The organism is Hyphomonas sp. (genome assembly GCF_040882205.1).
GTDB lineage: Bacteria > Pseudomonadota > Alphaproteobacteria > Caulobacterales > Hyphomonadaceae > Hyphomonas.
The window spans coordinates 1-13,940 of record NZ_JBBEBT010000298.1 but is presented as its reverse complement, the minus strand read 5'-3'; the positions used below and the strand labels follow the sequence as shown (position 1 = coordinate 13,940).

Genomic DNA, 13,940 nt, shown 5'->3' with positions numbered 1-13,940 from the left:
CCCTGAAGCATACCGGTTACCGGCGCGAGATCGGATACCTCAAGCCGCTGATGCGCACGGCCTTCCTGCGCAAGCACGGACTGGAATTCCGCGAGGACATGCGCCTTGCGGAAGACTACGAATTTTATGCGCGTGCACTGATGGCCGGTGCAAGGCTCGAAGTCATTGATCCGTGCGGATACATTGCGCTCAACCGGGAAGGTTCACTCTCCAAGGCGGTGCCCACCAGGGCAATGGAGAAGGTGGTGGCGGCTGACCAGGCGCTACTTTCGGAGCCTGGCCTTCCAGTCGGCGCCCGCGCAGCCCTTTGCGAACACCTGACGCAGTCGCTGATCGACCTGCAGTGGATGCGCCTCATCGACGCCGTGCGCGCGCGCAGTCTTCCGGCAGCCTTCGGCGTATTCATGGCGCGGCCCGCCATCTCAGCCGGAGTGATGTTACGCCTCGTGAAGCACATCCTGAAGATTCCGATCTATCCGGAAGAGCGCGGCAAAACAGCGCCCGCCTGATACCGTCAGCGCACGTCGTACTTATCAGTCTTGCGGTCGCCCAGCAGGATGCGTTGTTCCAGCCGGCGACGCAGGGCGGCGTAGTAGGCTTCCAGGAACTCAAGATCCGTTTCGCCTTCGGTTAGCGTCCAGGTGATCTTCGTTCGGATACGTGAGGCAACCTGAGCCTTGATTCCCGGTGTGGACTGGCGGAGCACATCTTCGAGAACATGTAGTTCGTGAATGCCGTAGGCTTCGGTTTGGGCAGGTGTAAAAGCGAAGCGCGAATTCGTCTCGGGCCGGGCTGCGGCGGAGGTGATATCCTGCATCAGCTTCGCTCTGGGCGCCTTGATCACCCATGTGCCCGCGATCAGGTCACCAACCCTCATCTTGTCCTTGTTGAATATCGGGAAAAGCAGGAAAATCCCGGACCAGATGAACCCGAACAGACCCATCCATGCGCCCATCTGATCGCCGCCCATCATCGCGAACTGGAAGGGCAGGCCGATCTCGATCTCGCGAATGAAGTTGCGCGCGAGCACTGAATTGGCCGTCAGCCGTCCCCCATCGCGCGCCGCAACCCGCAGGCCAAGAACGCGCTTTCCAGGCGTCGCTGCGCGTTGCCCGATCTCAAAGAAGATATAGTAGAAGTTTCGTACAAAGAAAAAGAACACAAGCCAAAAGGCAAAGGCGACATTTGCGCTGCCCGGGCTGAGGGCGCCGATGATGAAGCTTAGGCCAAGGCCGGTGGCGATGACGATGGCCCACTGGATGGCAATATCGATCAGGAACGCCCCGGCCCGTTCCGAGGCGCTCGCAAGGCGTAGCTGGATGGCTGCACCTTCCGGTGTTACGAGGCGGCGCACCATCTTGGAGACGCGCATTTCCTCCGCCATACGCGCGCGGCGCTGCACGGCGGCCTCCATGCTGAGGCCGGGGCGGCGGGTCGTGTCTACAGGCTTGAGGGGCGGCGCGGCGGTCATGCATCCGGCGCCTTCCGCGGTATGTAGAAATAAATAAGCCAGATGACGAGCGTACTGCCGGCTACAGCGTAGCGGACCACATCCGAGTTGATCAGCTGTCGGCCAAAGCCTTCAAGGATCGCGGCGATGATCAGCATCACGACGCACCCCATCGCCATCGTCGCTGCCTTCTGGCCGGCCACGCGCGCCGAGGCGAGCCGCGTGCGCCCGCCCGGAAAGGCCACTGCGCCGCCGATGACAAAACCGGCCGCGCCCGCTAGCACGATGGCGAAAAGTTCTGTCACCCCGTGGATCATCAGCCAGCCGGTGAATTCGTAACCGAGCCCCTTGTCCCAGAACACCGCATACATCGAGCCAATCATCACACCATTATACACAAGCAGCCAGGCTGTCGGAATGCCGAACGCAAAGCCGAGAGCAAATGCAAACAGCGCGATCTGCGCATTGTTGTTGAACAGGAAACTCGAAAAGGCCGTGAGCTGACCCTCTCCGATATCACCTTCCTCAATGTAGATCGTGCTGCGCAGGTACTCGGCCGTCGCATCCGGATTGCGTCCATCGAAGAAGTTCTGTCCATGGAAGGTCCAGAACCACTCCATGTCCTGCAGGCACAGGAAAAATGCGAGCGCCAGGCCGCCGAAGAAGAAAAAGGTCGCGAGCAGGGTCGGCCAGAGCGATTGGCGCACTGCTGCCGGCCAGTCCTGCCGCAGAAACATCATCATCCGTTCGCCGAGCGTCGTACGCGCGCCGTAGACGAAGAAGTAGGACCGCGTGCAGAGGCTCTCGAGATAATTTATGACGTTCTGATCCAGCGAGATCGACCGCGCCACCGACAGCGATGACACAGCCTGCCGGTAGAGCCGGGGCAGGGCCAGCATCTGCTCGTCCGACAGGTTTTTTACGCCGCCATTCTCGGCCTTGGTGAGGATCAGGTCGAGGCGTTGCCAATCGGCCTGGCGCTCTTCGCGGAACCGGTAGGATTTCAGAAGGTCGCTCAAAGCATGTCCCTCTGCTTGATCTGTAGGTAGCGCGAGACGAGTTCGGCGCTAAAGGCTTCCGGCGTCGTCTCGATGATCTGCACGCCGAGGCGCTGCAACCGGCGGAACACGACATCCCGCTCCGCGAGCAGGGTGTCAGCGATCACCGCCCGCGCAACGTCCTGGGCGCTGTCGGGCGGTGCATCCGCCATCTGGGAAAGCGCGGAATCCTCGAATGTGGCAAACAGTACGAGATGCCGGTCGGTGAGACGCTTCACGTTCTCGAGCATCAGTTCTGCCGAAATCGTATCGACAAAATCCGAGAAGATGATGATCAGGCTGCGCCTTTTCAGCTGCGCGCCGAGGTTCGACAGGGCGAGGGTGAAATTTGCTTCGTCGTCTGAGTAATCAAGCTCCGCCGCTATGGCCTGCGCCTTCGAAAAGCTGCTCGTACCCGTCAGGAAGCCGCTGTTGAGCCCTGGGCGTGCGGAGAAACCGTAGAGCATTGCCCGGTCGCCGTTGCGCAGGGAGACATAGGTCAGCAGCAGGCCCGCCGTCACGGCCCGGTCGATCTTCGGCACGCCGGCCAGCGGCTCGCTCATCAGGCGCCCGGTATCGAAGGCAAACACGATGTTATGGTTGCGCTCGGTCTTGAATTCCTTAGCCAGCAGGTGGCGGTGGCGGGCCGAATGTTTCCAGTCTATAGCGCGCCGGTCCATCCCGGAGGAAAACTCGCGCAGCGCATCGAACTCGCTGCCATCGCCGCGCTCGATCTGTGTCTTGATGCCGAACTCCGCATCGCGCGAAAACAGCCGGATGGCCTCATCGCGTACCCAGCGCACATTAGGCGTCACCGGGACGTCGAGGTCGAACTTCTGGATATGCCGCTTCTGGATCAGGCCGAGTGGCCCTTGCCAGCGGCTCCACAGCTGCACAATTTTCGCCACGCCCCGGCGCGATGGCGTCACACTGATCGTGTACGAACGGCTCCGCCCCTCCCAGCCGCGCAGACCCTGCGGCGGCAAGACGCCTAACACAGCATTGGTTTCCAGCTGGATTTCGATCCGCTCCGGCAGCGGGCCGGACAAAAAGCCAAGCTCCAGCGACAGCTCATCCGCGCTGCCCACATAAAGCAGAGGCGGCACCTCAACCTTTGCGGAATAATGCCGGACCGAGGCGCTGAGACGCGTGTCCACCGCAATCAGCGCGCTAACTCCCGCAATCCAGCCCGCCGAAAAAATCCAGAGGCTCGGCGCCAGTAGCGCCATGGCCACAAGGATCGGCAGCCCCAGCAGCATCAGGAAGATCGCGCGCAGGGTTGGGGAGATCACCGCGGCGCCGCCGTCTGTTCGATGATACCGAGCAGTGTTTCCTCCGTAGTCCGACCTTCTATGTCTGCCGCGGGCGAGAGCAGCACGCGGTGGCGCAGGGTGGGTAGGGCGAGGTTCTTCACATCATCCGGGATCACGAAGTCGCGCCCGTCAAGCGCGGCGCGCGCCCGGGCCGCCGTAGCCAGCGCCGCTGCAGCGCGCGGGCTGGCGCCGGTCTCCAGCGCCGGGCTGTTGCGGGTCGCGCGCACGAGATCAACGATGTACGCAATGATGTCTTCATTGATGCGCGCTGCTGCGACCGCATCAACGGCCGCGTCAAGTTCGGCCGGCGAGATCACCGGCTGAATTCCGAACGCATCCGGCGTTTTCATGCCGGTCCGCGTGCCGTGCTGTGACACGATCTGCAACTCTTCCTCGCGGCTCGGATAGTCCAGCGTATGCTTGAACAGGAAACGGTCGAGCTGCGCCTCCGGTAACGGATAGGTCCCTTGCTGCTCAATCGGGTTCTGCGTCGCGATCACCGTGAAGCGTGGGTTCAGCACATAACTGACGCCGTCAATCGTCACTTTGCGCTCCTGCATCGCTTCCAGCAGCGCGGCCTGCGTTTTTGGCGGCGTCCGGTTGATTTCGTCGGCAAGCAGGATGTCCGTGAAGATTGGGCCCTTGGTCAGGCTGAACTGGTTGGTCTGGAAGTTGAACAGGTTCGTACCCAGAACATCGCCCGGCATCAGGTCTGGTGTGAACTGGATGCGGCCGAATTGCAGCGAGATGGCCTTGGAGAAACACTGCGCCAGCAAAGTCTTCGCTGTGCCCGGCGCGCCTTCCAGAAGGACGTGTCCGGATGAAAACAGCGCGACCAGCAGAAGGTCCAAGGTGGCGTCCTGCCCGATGATCGCCTTGCGCACTTGCGTGCGTATGCGGTCGGCGAGGTTGCGGATATCAGATACGCTCATGTCGTGTCCTCCTGATGATTTCCTTGCGCCAGCGATAGAGTACCCGCGCTTTGGCGAGCAGGTCATCGCGGCTTGCGGCGGGCTCTTTCAGCTCCGCCTCCATTTGCGAAAAGACGCGGCCCGTTTCCGTATCCGGCCCCAGCCGGTCAAACATGTCGGACACCTGTGCTTCGGTCAGCGTGCGCGGCGCGCCGATTTCGCGGGCAAGACGCCGGCGCACCAGGGCGAGAAAGCCGGGAGCCATTCGCGCCTCACGCCGCGCCATGGTGACGAGGCCCGCTGAATTGTCGGCCAGCGCCTGTTTGCCGAGTGCAATGGCACGTTCTTCCGTGCGCGGCGGCCCGAACCGGATCGTTGCGGCCCAGCCGAGCAGCATCACAGCAGCCAGCGCTACAAGCGTCACGCCAATATAGGGCACACTGAACATCATCTTCAGCAGGTTCTCGGACCGCTCGAACCCGTGCAGGGTTGCGTCCAGAAAGATTGGTTCAGCGCGATCGTAGCGAAGGTAATCCACCAGCTGCAAGGCGAAGCGCGCATTCTCGCGCTGCGCGAGGCCGAACGTGTTCAGCAAGTCCGGATCGCTTAGGATATAGAAGCTGCGCGTCTCGTCATAAGCCAGCAAGGCGCCGCCATCGGTGCCGATCACGGTTTCCAGAGATGGATCGCGGATCAGCTGCAGCACGACATCCGGTTTGATCGCCACCGCGCCGAATGGCGTGTCGACCTCGCGCGGCGGCGGCACACGTAAAATCTCCGCATTCGGATAGATCTCGCTCAGCTCGTCATTCAGCGCCCGGGCTTCGATGAAGCGCGTGTCTGCCTGGCGCGCCGGATTGAGAGGGTCCGTCCGTCCCCACCACTTCGGCAGCACCGCCAGCGTTGTCGGCTGCAGGCGGCTGTCTTCGAGCAAGTTCAGACTGCCATAGGCCGGCAGCGTGAGGATCATCATGCCCCAGTCACGCGAGTCCAAAGCGCTCTCAAGCCGCGAGACCTCGACCGGATAGCCCGCGCCTTCCAGCAGTCGCACGAGCCCGTTATAGCCGAGCGCAGATGTTGAATAGGGATGGTCGCCCGCCTGGTTACGGTCGCGCAATTCCGGCGCCCACCCGGCCATCACCAGAACCGCGCCGAACGAGATCGCCGCTACGCCAATGAGGACCGCGACAACGCGCGCCGAAAAGGGCGAGGACGACGCCTGCGGTGCCCTCATGCCCAGCCCTCGCCGAAGGCAAAGTCTTCATAGCTGCGGCGCGCTTCCTGCCAACCATCGGCGTCTACCGCCCGTCCGCCGAAGAAGCTGCGTTCCACCACCATGATGATCGGTTTCAGCCCGCGACGCGCCCGTTCCGGCAGCTTGCCCAGCCCGGCAATCTCGCGCGCTGTCAGCGAAGTGGGCACGCCGCCTTCGACGCGCTCCTGAATGTCTTCGATGGAGCGGAAGAGGAGGAGATGCACCGCCTCTGCAAACCGTCCCTGCCGTGCGAGCGCATCGGCCTCTTCGATCAGCGAGCGGGCCGCCGCAGCGTCGGGGCGCAGATCCACAAGAACATCGTCCGCAGACTTGTCCCTTGCTTCCTTCTTGCCCCCAATGCGCAGCCGTATCGCCTCCCCGAACAGGAAGTAGAGCAACCCCGCAACGACCAGCGCGGCGGCGATCCAGAACACGATCTGGAAAACTGGCCCCAGCGCCTGCAGGAAGTTGCCGAAAGCCCTCAGCCAGCCCGGGTCCTTGGGGGGCGGGGTTACTTCTATTTCTTCTTCCGGCCGCTCCAGCTGTAGCACACCGTCGGCCAGGTAGGCCCGGTGCGCGCGGTCCACCGCCGCGAGGTCGGTTTGAATGGCGCCGATAGCGGCGCTCTCTTCGTCCGCGAACACCTCGACTTCATCGAACACGAGAGGCTCGCCCGAGGGCACGTCATGTTCGGATTGGGCAAAGGCCGGAAACGCAAGCAACAGGCAGAGGCCCAGTGCACCCAGAGGCGTCCTCAACCTGTTCATCAGGGACCGACCCTCCTCGCGATTCTGCCTTACCTCCCGAGCATGGACTATTTCAGAGGACGCGGCCCTCTTCAACGGGCACTTGCGGTGAAGTGCCCTGTGGAGGTACAGGCGCCGGGTGACCGCAGAGAGGCAGGGTATGGACAAGGCCGAGGCATATCGCCAGCTAACCGAAGAGATCGCCAGTGTCGTGGCTGGCGAAACCTCCGAAACCGCGCGCTATGCGAGCGCGGCGTGCCTGCTCACACTTGCCTTCAAGCCCCGTTTCTTCTGGACCGGGTTCTATCTCGTCGACCCGCTGAAGCCGAATGAACTCGTCGTCGGCCCCTACCAGGGCACGCTCGGCTGCCTGCGCATTCCGTTTGGAAAAGGCGTCTGCGGCCATGTCGCGGCCACTCGCGCGCCGATCATCGTGCCGGACGTCCACGAATTTCCCGGCCACATAGCCTGCGACTCTGCCTCGAACTCGGAAATCGTCGTGCCGGTGTTCAAGCCGGATGGCAGCTTCGCCGGCGTGCTGGATGTCGACTCGACCGAACATGACGCCTTCGACGCCGTGGATCAGGCCGGCCTGACAGAAATCTGCCGGATCCTACTCACCGCCTAGGGATCGTGAACCCACGGTTTCCAGCGTTTCCGGTTCCGGCGGCGGGGGCGGGGCAGGCGGCAGACCCGCCATCGCCTCAATGCGCTCGCCAAGGGCCTCTTCCAGAATGTCGAGCTTTCGGGCGCGCAGACCCTCGATCGGCTCGGGCACGGCGTCCAGCTTCAGCCAGGTATCTGCTTGCGGCGTCGTCACCGGCCATTCGGGCAGGCCTTCTGCGTTCGGATTTCCCGTCCGCGCAAAGTTCGCCCAGTAATTGCCCATCCGGTCCGTCAGCTTTCGGTCACCGGCGGTCAGCTTCATGCCGCGCAGATGGCTGTCGAATACGAACGAAATCTCGGCGGCGTGGAAGGCACCGATGGTCTGCTTTCCCGAAGGCGGCACGCGCGTGAAGTGATAGAGGTAGGTCGGCGCACCGGACTGGGCATTCTGGCGCCCGGTGAAGCGCATGTGCACGCCGAACATGTCATCGCCCAACATGTCAATTGCGCCTTTGTCCCATTTTTCCAGCGAGTCCATTTCATACAGGGCCTGTAGCGCCTTGGCGGGGTTCTGGCCGAACACTTCGGCCAGCGCCTTCTCACGTTCCTCCAGCGTCCCGGTAATCTGTGGGCGGACAATCGTGGGCGACCGGATCGTGTCATAGAACAGCGAGGCCTCGTCGGCATTGTAACCGGCAATCATCGGCACGCTCGGCACGTCGCCATCTCGGAATGCAGCGCCGATGGCGCGTGGCATCAGGCGGCCATCCACGACCGGCAGGAAATAGCCGTTGAGATCGCCGCGCGCATCCGAGCGCGAGATGATCGCCGCCGCCGGAATCGCGCGCAGATCCTTTGCGGTTGCCGCCGGCGGGGCCAGTGTGGAGAGGAATTCCATACCGGCTTCCTCGGCGCTCAGGATGCCGGGGAAGGGCGAGCGTTTCAGGTGCAGCATGTTGCCCGTGCTGGCACCGCTTTGCAGGATCACCTTGTGGAAGAGCCCGTCCGCCGAGGGTAGCGCCATCAATTCCGTGATCGACTGAGCGCCTGCGCTCTCGCCGAAGACCGTGACATTCTGCGGATCGCCGCCAAAGGCCGCGATATTGTCACGCACCCAGATGAGCGCCGCCGCCTGATCCAGCAGACCATAATTGCCGGACGTGCCGGTTTCCTCGGTCAGGGCAGGGTGGGCCAGATATCCGAAGGCGCCCAGCCGGTAGTTGATGGTGACCAGCACCAAACCTTTCTCTACCAGGGCATTGGATTGGTAAATCGACTGCGAGCCCGAGCCATACTGGTGTGCGCCGCCATGCAGCCACACCATGACCGGCTGCTTTTCCGTGCCCTTCAGATTGCCCGTGCGTACGTTCAGCAGCAGGCAGTCTTCCGATTCCGGCGGCGTCGCCTGCGCCGAGATGGCTATCCGGGCGCCCACGCGCTCGATGAACGAAAGGCCGAGGCCATCGATGATCTGGTTGACGAAGCTGCCATACCTGGTGCGCGGCTGGATGCACTCCGGCCCGAATTCGCGCGTATCGCGCGAGGTCGCGCCCCATTGCGGCGGCGGAGCCGGCGGGCTCCAGCGCCTGGCAGAGGCATAGGGGATGGCGTTGAATAAGCGGATATCAGAATTGTGGCGGTCGATGCCGCCAATCACGATGCCCTGATGGATCCGGACAGGCTCCGAAATTTCCAACGGCTTCGGAGGTTGGCGCAGCGTAAACCAGCCATAGGCTGCCGCTGCCGCCAGAATAAAGAACAGGACTATACTTAAGCGACGCATGGTGAGTTTCCCGGGCCCGGGTTGACAGCAATATACGAACGCGGCCCGGCTGTCATGAACAGTCCGCAGGACGGGAAATTCAGGGCTTATCAAGCGCCGCGAGGGTCGCCGCCACGAGGTCTGCGACCGGCTCGACCCCGCAGGCAAAGCGGATAAACCCGGCTGGCACGCGATCGCCCCACCGGATCCGGCACTCTGCGCTGGAATGCACGCCGCCGAAGCTGGTCGCCGCCGCCGCCAGCGGATGGCGCTCGATGAACCCTTCCGCCGCTTCCCGGCTCTCGAGGCAGAAGCTGACGATCGGGCCATAGCCCTTCATCTGCCGACGCGCGACCGCGTGCGCCGGATCGCCCGCAAGTCCGGGATAGCGCAGCCCGCTCACGCGCGGATCACCGCTGAGCGCCGTTGCAATCGCCATCGCATTGGCGTTCGCCCGCGCCACCCGCAGTTCGAGTGTCTCCAGCCCCCGGTGCAGCAGGTAAGCATCGAACGGGCTCACAACTGCGCCCGCCAGGCGCCGCCAGGTCCGCACGGGCGCCATCAGCGCCCCGTTGCGGCTTGCCACGTGCCCGGCCAGGATATCTGAATGCCCCGCCATCGCCTTGGTATCGGCCATCACCGAAATGTCCGCTCCCAGATCAAGCGGGCGCTGGCACAGCGGCGAAGCGGTTGTGTTATCGGCCACAAGGATCGTCCCCGCCGACTTGGCTTTCGCCGCTACCGCCGCAATGTCGCACACGTCTAGTCCCGGGTTTGAAGGGGTCTCGATCAGCGCCAGCTTCACGCCTGTGAAATCCGCCGCCGCGAAATCTGCTGTGGCCACAGCCTGCACATGCACGCCCATCGGCTCCAGCTGCGCCGCCAGAAGCGCGCGCGCATTGTAGTAGCCATCTGAATGCACCAGCATACGGTCACCGGGGCGCAGGTGCGCATAGAACACTGATGCAATTGCCGACATGCCGGAGGGAAACAGCACCACATCGGCATCCTCGATGATGCCGATTTCCTCTTCCACTTCCTCGACCGTCGGGTTGCCGTTGCGGCCATAGAAATGCGTGCCGTCCGGATCGCCCGGCTGGTGGAAGGTCGACGAAGCGATGATCGGCAAGGCCGCCGGCTCGCCTTTGGAAATGCGCTGCGTGCGATGATGCAGCAGGCGTGAAATCGGGGAATAGGGGTTAGTCAAAGAATCCCGGCTCCTTCGCCAATCGGTCCGCGCAAAGCGGCTCTATCATCTGCGCCGAGCGCGTTCCAGCCCGCCCGCAGCGTGTCGAGGCACTTCGCCTGATACTTGAACACGCTTTGCCTATAGCGCTGGTGTTCCAGCGTCACTTCGAAGCTTTCTTGCCCCCCCGCCAGCGCGTTTGCATTGGCTTGCAGGAAGGGCAGGTAGGTGTCCCCCGCCTGCGCCAGCAGGGCCTTCACCGGCGCCGTCGCAATCGCCGCGCCAGGCTCCAGCCATTCGCCGTCCAGCCCGCTGGCATCATCGGCAAGGTCCAGCCAGCGATAGAGGTAAGGCGTGTCCTCCCGCAACCAGGCCATTGGAGTCGGGTCCACGCTCATCACCTTCAGCTGCCCGTAGAGCGCAATGTCCGCCAGCGAGATGCGGTCGCCGAACAGGAACCGCGTCGGCCCTGTCGCCATCGCTTCCAGCGCCTTGCACGTCCGCTTCCAGCTTGCCTCAATTACCGGCGCCGTCTCCGGCGTGCAACCTACCAGCGCCATCCGCGAAATCTGCCGTGAGCGGATCATCTCCGCATTGCGCTCAACGCCCTCGCGCCCCGCATTCGGCAGCGAGTCGAACATCAGCCAGTTGGCGCACCATTTGGCGTCCTCGGGATAGAACCAGCGATAATGGAACATCGCCTTCATGAACCATTCATCCGCCATGTCCTCAATCAGCAGGCAGACGAAACGAAGCCTCGGATCGGTCGGCACCAACGCCCGGCCTTCGCCTTCAAGGCCAAGCAGGAAAGGCGTCGAGTCATTCGTCCAGCTGCCGTCCGGCGTGCGGATCAACGGGATCACCTTCGCCTTCACGTTCGGCATAACCCGGCCGCGGTCCTCCGCCGTCATCCCAGTCCAGGTATGCGGCAAACGCTTGGCCCGCAGCGCCGCCCGAACTTTGAGCGAGTAGGGCGAGCCCAGCGCGCCATAGACATCATATCGGCTCATGCCTTTTGTCCTCCCGCCCATGTTGGCCGCGTCACGATCAGCTCCTGGCAGAGCAGGCCGGCCTCCCGGTGACGCGCCATTTCGTTGTAGTCCCTGTGGTTCAGTGCGGCGATGAAGGCCTGCCGGTTCGGGAAATGGTTCACCAGCACCCCGTCCCAGTCCCCGCCGCCGATGAAGTAGCGCTCGGTGTCACCCAGCAGCAGGGTGACCCCGCCCAGGTCCACCATCGCCGCCGTAAACGCCTCCGAATAGCGTGCATAGGCTTCCCGCCCGCTGATGTCTTGTCCATGCTCGGGGTCGCCAGGCTTGTATTCCGCCTTGATACGGAATTTCAGCAGGTTCACCTGCGCCACGGGCCCGTCATGCGGATCGTTCCGGAAGGCGCGGAACTGCGCGGCGGTTGGCTGGAAAGCAGGCATTGCGGCGTCTCCGTGTGATGGCCGACACTAGCCCGGATTGCGGCCCTGTCACCTTCGGGTACGGGCCATGGTGTATCGATTTTTCTTCCCTTTTGAAACCTGGGTGTGATTTTCTCACCTTTGTCCACAGGAGGGCCGACACATGCTTCGCACCATCTTCCTCGTTGCCGCAGCGCTTATGGCCGTCATTCTCGGCGCAGCCTGGTGGCTTCTGATCGCCGACTCCAAAGCGCCCGAAACCGCGCCCGGCCTGTTCGCCGTCGAAGACTGGCGCGCACTCATGCCGGAAGATGCCTCCACCCTGCCAACCGAAATCCGCGTGCTCGAAGTCGGCCGCGACAAGGCGCCCGGCTTCGCCGCCCGCGCCGGCGGCTTCGGCACCGACTGGAACACCACCTACAATTCTATCCAGATCGTCTGGCCGGACCGCACGCTGGTCATCGACGGCGCGGTCGACGCCGACACCGCCATCGGCATGAAACAATCCGAAGCCGACTGGGCCTTCGACGAACCCGCCTATGAAACGCTCCTCGCCGCCATGCTCGCCGCCGATCAGGTGCTGATCACCCACGAGCATCTGGATCACGTCATGGCCGTCGCGCGCCACCCGGACCCCGCCGCCCTCGCGCCCCGCCTCGTGCTAAACGCGCCCCAGATCGCGGCACTTGCGGTCTTCGCCCGCGGCACGCTTGACCCCGCCATTGCAAACCTGGCGCCCCGCCTCGACGGCACCGTTCAGCTGGTCGCCCCCGGCGTGGTGATTGTCCCGGCCCCCGGCCATACGCCCGGCAGCCAACTGGTCTTCATCCGCACCCGGGACGGCCGCGAAACCCTGCTGATCGGGGATGTCGCGTGGTCTCTTGATGCGGTGGAAATGCTCACCACACGCCCCGTGCTGACCCAGTATATGATCTTCGATCCCAACGAGGACCGCGCCGCCGTCAAGGCCCAGCTGCGCGCCCTGCACGACCTGATGGCCACCAATCCGGACCTGATCGTCATCCCAGCCCATGACGGCAACCTGATCGTCGGCCTCATCGCCGACGGCCATCTCACCGAAGGCTTCCGGAACTGATCCCATGGCCTGGTTCATGATGAAACTGATCCCTCCCCGCGCCACCTTCCTGAGCGATGCCACCCCCGCCGAAACGCAAGCCATGGGCCGCCATGCGAGCGATATCCGGGTCCTGATCGGGGTGGGCGAACTCCTCGCCGCCGGCCCGGTCAACGACCCCTCCGGCGCCTGGGGCTTCGCCGTCGCCGACGCCCCGGACGCCCCCACCGCGATGAGCTGGGGGCAGGCACACCCGGTCGGCCTGTCCAACATCGGCTTCCGCCGGGACGTTTTCCCGATCCTGTCGCTGCTCCTCCCGGAAACCTGACACCTCACCTTCTTGCTTGATCTTCCCCGCGCGGCGCGCCACATCGCCCGCTGATCCCAATTCCATGTCCACGAAGGAACCTCCGCCCATGGCCGGTCCCCAATACGTCTTTCACATGCAGGGCCTCACGAAGGCCTATCCCGGCGGCAAGAAGGTGTTCGAGAACATCCACCTGAGTTTCCTGCCGAGCGCCAAGATCGGTGTCGTGGGCGTCAATGGCTCGGGTAAATCGACCCTGCTGCGCATCATGGCCGGCGTCGACAAGGACTTCGTCGGCGAGGCCTGGGCCGCTGACGGCGTAAAGGTCGGCTACCTCCCTCAGGAACCAAAGCTCGATCCCACCAAGAACGTCTTCGAGAACATCGCTGCGACTTGCCCGGAAAAGATGATGGTCGACCAGTTCAACGAAATCTCGATGAAGCTCGGAGACGACTATTCCGACGAGCTCATGGAAGAGATGACCAGACTGCAGGAGCGGATCGACGCTGCCGATGCCTGGGACATCGATTCCAAGATCGAGATGGCGATGAACGCCCTGCGGTGCCCGGAAAACGACGCCGACGTCACGACGCTGTCTGGCGGCGAAGTCCGCCGCGTCGCCATCTGCCAGCTGCTCCTGTCAAAACCCGACATGATCCTGATGGATGAACCGACCAACCACCTCGACGCCGAAACCGTCGGCTGGCTTCAGAACTACCTGATCAACTTCGCCGGCTGCGTCATCCTCGTCACCCATGACCGCTACTTCCTCGACGATATCACCAACTGGATCCTCGAACTCGACCGCGGCCGCGGCAACCCGTTCCAGGGCAACTATTCCGGCTGGGTCGAACAGAAGGCCAAACGCATGAAGCAGGAAGCGC

At 63.3% G+C, this 13,940-nt stretch carries 14 protein-coding genes and 1 pseudogene; 5 read left to right on the top strand and 10 right to left on the bottom strand.

Features of this window, described 5'->3' with window-relative positions:
* Positions 1–509: pseudogene (locus tag WEA77_RS12795) on the top strand (hypothetical protein); the annotation flags it as partial.
* Positions 510–514: 5 nt separating this feature from the next.
* Here WEA77_RS12795 and WEA77_RS12790 read toward each other — a convergent pair.
* From WEA77_RS12790 to WEA77_RS12765, 6 genes are read right to left on the bottom strand one after another with little or no spacing between them, the layout of a single operon-like run.
* Entirely contained in the window at positions 515–1,471 is a 957-nt protein-coding gene (locus WEA77_RS12790; protein WP_368068269.1) for an RDD family protein, read from the bottom strand.
* Positions 1,468–2,469, bottom strand: a complete 1,002-nt coding sequence (locus WEA77_RS12785) for a stage II sporulation protein M (protein WP_368068268.1) — start codon at positions 2,467–2,469, stop codon at positions 1,468–1,470. Before WEA77_RS12785 ends, WEA77_RS12790 begins: the two co-directional genes overlap by 4 nt.
* The gene (locus WEA77_RS12780; protein ID WP_368068267.1) at positions 2,466–3,779 is read right to left on the bottom strand and encodes a DUF58 domain-containing protein; all 1,314 of its coding nucleotides are present in this window, start codon (positions 3,777–3,779) and stop codon (positions 2,466–2,468) included. Before WEA77_RS12780 ends, WEA77_RS12785 begins: the two co-directional genes overlap by 4 nt.
* Complete coding sequence (locus WEA77_RS12775) at positions 3,776–4,732, bottom strand: AAA family ATPase (RefSeq protein ID WP_368068266.1); 957 nt, start codon at positions 4,730–4,732, stop codon at positions 3,776–3,778. Before WEA77_RS12775 ends, WEA77_RS12780 begins: the two co-directional genes overlap by 4 nt.
* Entirely contained in the window at positions 4,719–5,945 is a 1,227-nt protein-coding gene (locus WEA77_RS12770) for a DUF4350 domain-containing protein (protein WP_368068265.1), read from the bottom strand. The genes WEA77_RS12775 and WEA77_RS12770 overlap by 14 nt, the downstream gene beginning before the upstream one ends.
* On the bottom strand, positions 5,942–6,733 hold the full coding sequence (locus WEA77_RS12765; RefSeq protein ID WP_368068264.1) for a hypothetical protein: 792 nt from the start codon (positions 6,731–6,733) through the stop codon (positions 5,942–5,944). The genes WEA77_RS12770 and WEA77_RS12765 overlap by 4 nt, the downstream gene beginning before the upstream one ends.
* Positions 6,734–6,872: 139 nt before the next feature.
* Between WEA77_RS12765 and WEA77_RS12760 the strand changes: the two genes are divergently transcribed.
* A complete protein-coding gene (locus tag WEA77_RS12760; RefSeq protein WP_368068263.1) occupies positions 6,873–7,340 on the top strand; it encodes a GAF domain-containing protein in 468 nt (155 codons plus the stop codon).
* Here the strand turns inward: WEA77_RS12760 and WEA77_RS12755 are convergent.
* The 4 genes from WEA77_RS12755 to WEA77_RS12740 all read right to left on the bottom strand — a co-directional run bounded on the left by WEA77_RS12755 (position 7,326) and on the right by WEA77_RS12740 (position 11,695).
* Entirely contained in the window at positions 7,326–9,101 is a 1,776-nt protein-coding gene (locus tag WEA77_RS12755; protein WP_368068262.1) for a carboxylesterase/lipase family protein, read from the bottom strand. The genes WEA77_RS12760 and WEA77_RS12755 overlap by 15 nt on opposite strands.
* Before the next feature lie 79 nt (positions 9,102–9,180).
* Complete coding sequence (locus tag WEA77_RS12750) at positions 9,181–10,287, bottom strand: cystathionine gamma-lyase (protein ID WP_368068261.1); 1,107 nt, start codon at positions 10,285–10,287, stop codon at positions 9,181–9,183.
* The gene (locus WEA77_RS12745) at positions 10,284–11,276 is read right to left on the bottom strand and encodes a glutathione S-transferase C-terminal domain-containing protein (protein WP_368068260.1); all 993 of its coding nucleotides are present in this window, start codon (positions 11,274–11,276) and stop codon (positions 10,284–10,286) included. Before WEA77_RS12745 ends, WEA77_RS12750 begins: the two co-directional genes overlap by 4 nt.
* Positions 11,273–11,695 (bottom strand): DUF1330 domain-containing protein, encoded by a 423-nt coding sequence (locus WEA77_RS12740; RefSeq protein ID WP_368068259.1) that lies wholly within the window; start codon positions 11,693–11,695, stop codon positions 11,273–11,275. Before WEA77_RS12740 ends, WEA77_RS12745 begins: the two co-directional genes overlap by 4 nt.
* Positions 11,696–11,837: 142 nt before the next feature.
* Between WEA77_RS12740 and WEA77_RS12735 the strand changes: the two genes are divergently transcribed.
* The 3 genes from WEA77_RS12735 to WEA77_RS12725 all read left to right on the top strand — a co-directional run.
* Positions 11,838–12,770 (top strand): hypothetical protein, encoded by a 933-nt coding sequence (locus tag WEA77_RS12735; protein WP_368068258.1) that lies wholly within the window; start codon positions 11,838–11,840, stop codon positions 12,768–12,770.
* 4 nt (positions 12,771–12,774) lie between these two features.
* Positions 12,775–13,077: a YciI family protein gene (locus tag WEA77_RS12730; RefSeq protein ID WP_368068257.1), complete on the top strand. Its 303-nt coding sequence runs from the start codon at positions 12,775–12,777 to the stop codon at positions 13,075–13,077.
* A gap of 88 nt (positions 13,078–13,165) precedes the next feature.
* Positions 13,166–13,940: ATP-binding cassette domain-containing protein (locus WEA77_RS12725; RefSeq protein WP_368068256.1), on the top strand; the 775-nt coding region annotated here is incomplete at its 3' end.

What these genes read in the sequence shown, in the direction of transcription:
- WEA77_RS12740 (WP_368068259.1), bottom strand. Translation starts at nt 11,695, where the DNA reads ATGCCTGCTTTCCAGCCAACCGCCGCGCAGTTCCGCGCCTTCCGGAAC.
- WEA77_RS12760 (WP_368068263.1), top strand. Translation starts at nt 6,873, where the DNA reads ATGGACAAGGCCGAGGCATATCGCCAGCTAACCGAAGAGATCGCCAGT.
- WEA77_RS12775 (WP_368068266.1), bottom strand. Translation starts at nt 4,732, where the DNA reads ATGAGCGTATCTGATATCCGCAACCTCGCCGACCGCATACGCACGCAA.
- WEA77_RS12735 (WP_368068258.1), top strand. Translation starts at nt 11,838, where the DNA reads ATGCTTCGCACCATCTTCCTCGTTGCCGCAGCGCTTATGGCCGTCATT.
- WEA77_RS12770 (WP_368068265.1), bottom strand. Translation starts at nt 5,945, where the DNA reads ATGAGGGCACCGCAGGCGTCGTCCTCGCCCTTTTCGGCGCGCGTTGTC.
- WEA77_RS12790 (WP_368068269.1), bottom strand. Translation starts at nt 1,471, where the DNA reads ATGACCGCCGCGCCGCCCCTCAAGCCTGTAGACACGACCCGCCGCCCC.
- WEA77_RS12745 (WP_368068260.1), bottom strand. Translation starts at nt 11,276, where the DNA reads ATGAGCCGATATGATGTCTATGGCGCGCTGGGCTCGCCCTACTCGCTC.
- WEA77_RS12730 (WP_368068257.1), top strand. Translation starts at nt 12,775, where the DNA reads ATGGCCTGGTTCATGATGAAACTGATCCCTCCCCGCGCCACCTTCCTG.
- WEA77_RS12755 (WP_368068262.1), bottom strand. Translation starts at nt 9,101, where the DNA reads ATGCGTCGCTTAAGTATAGTCCTGTTCTTTATTCTGGCGGCAGCGGCA.
- WEA77_RS12765 (WP_368068264.1), bottom strand. Translation starts at nt 6,733, where the DNA reads ATGAACAGGTTGAGGACGCCTCTGGGTGCACTGGGCCTCTGCCTGTTG.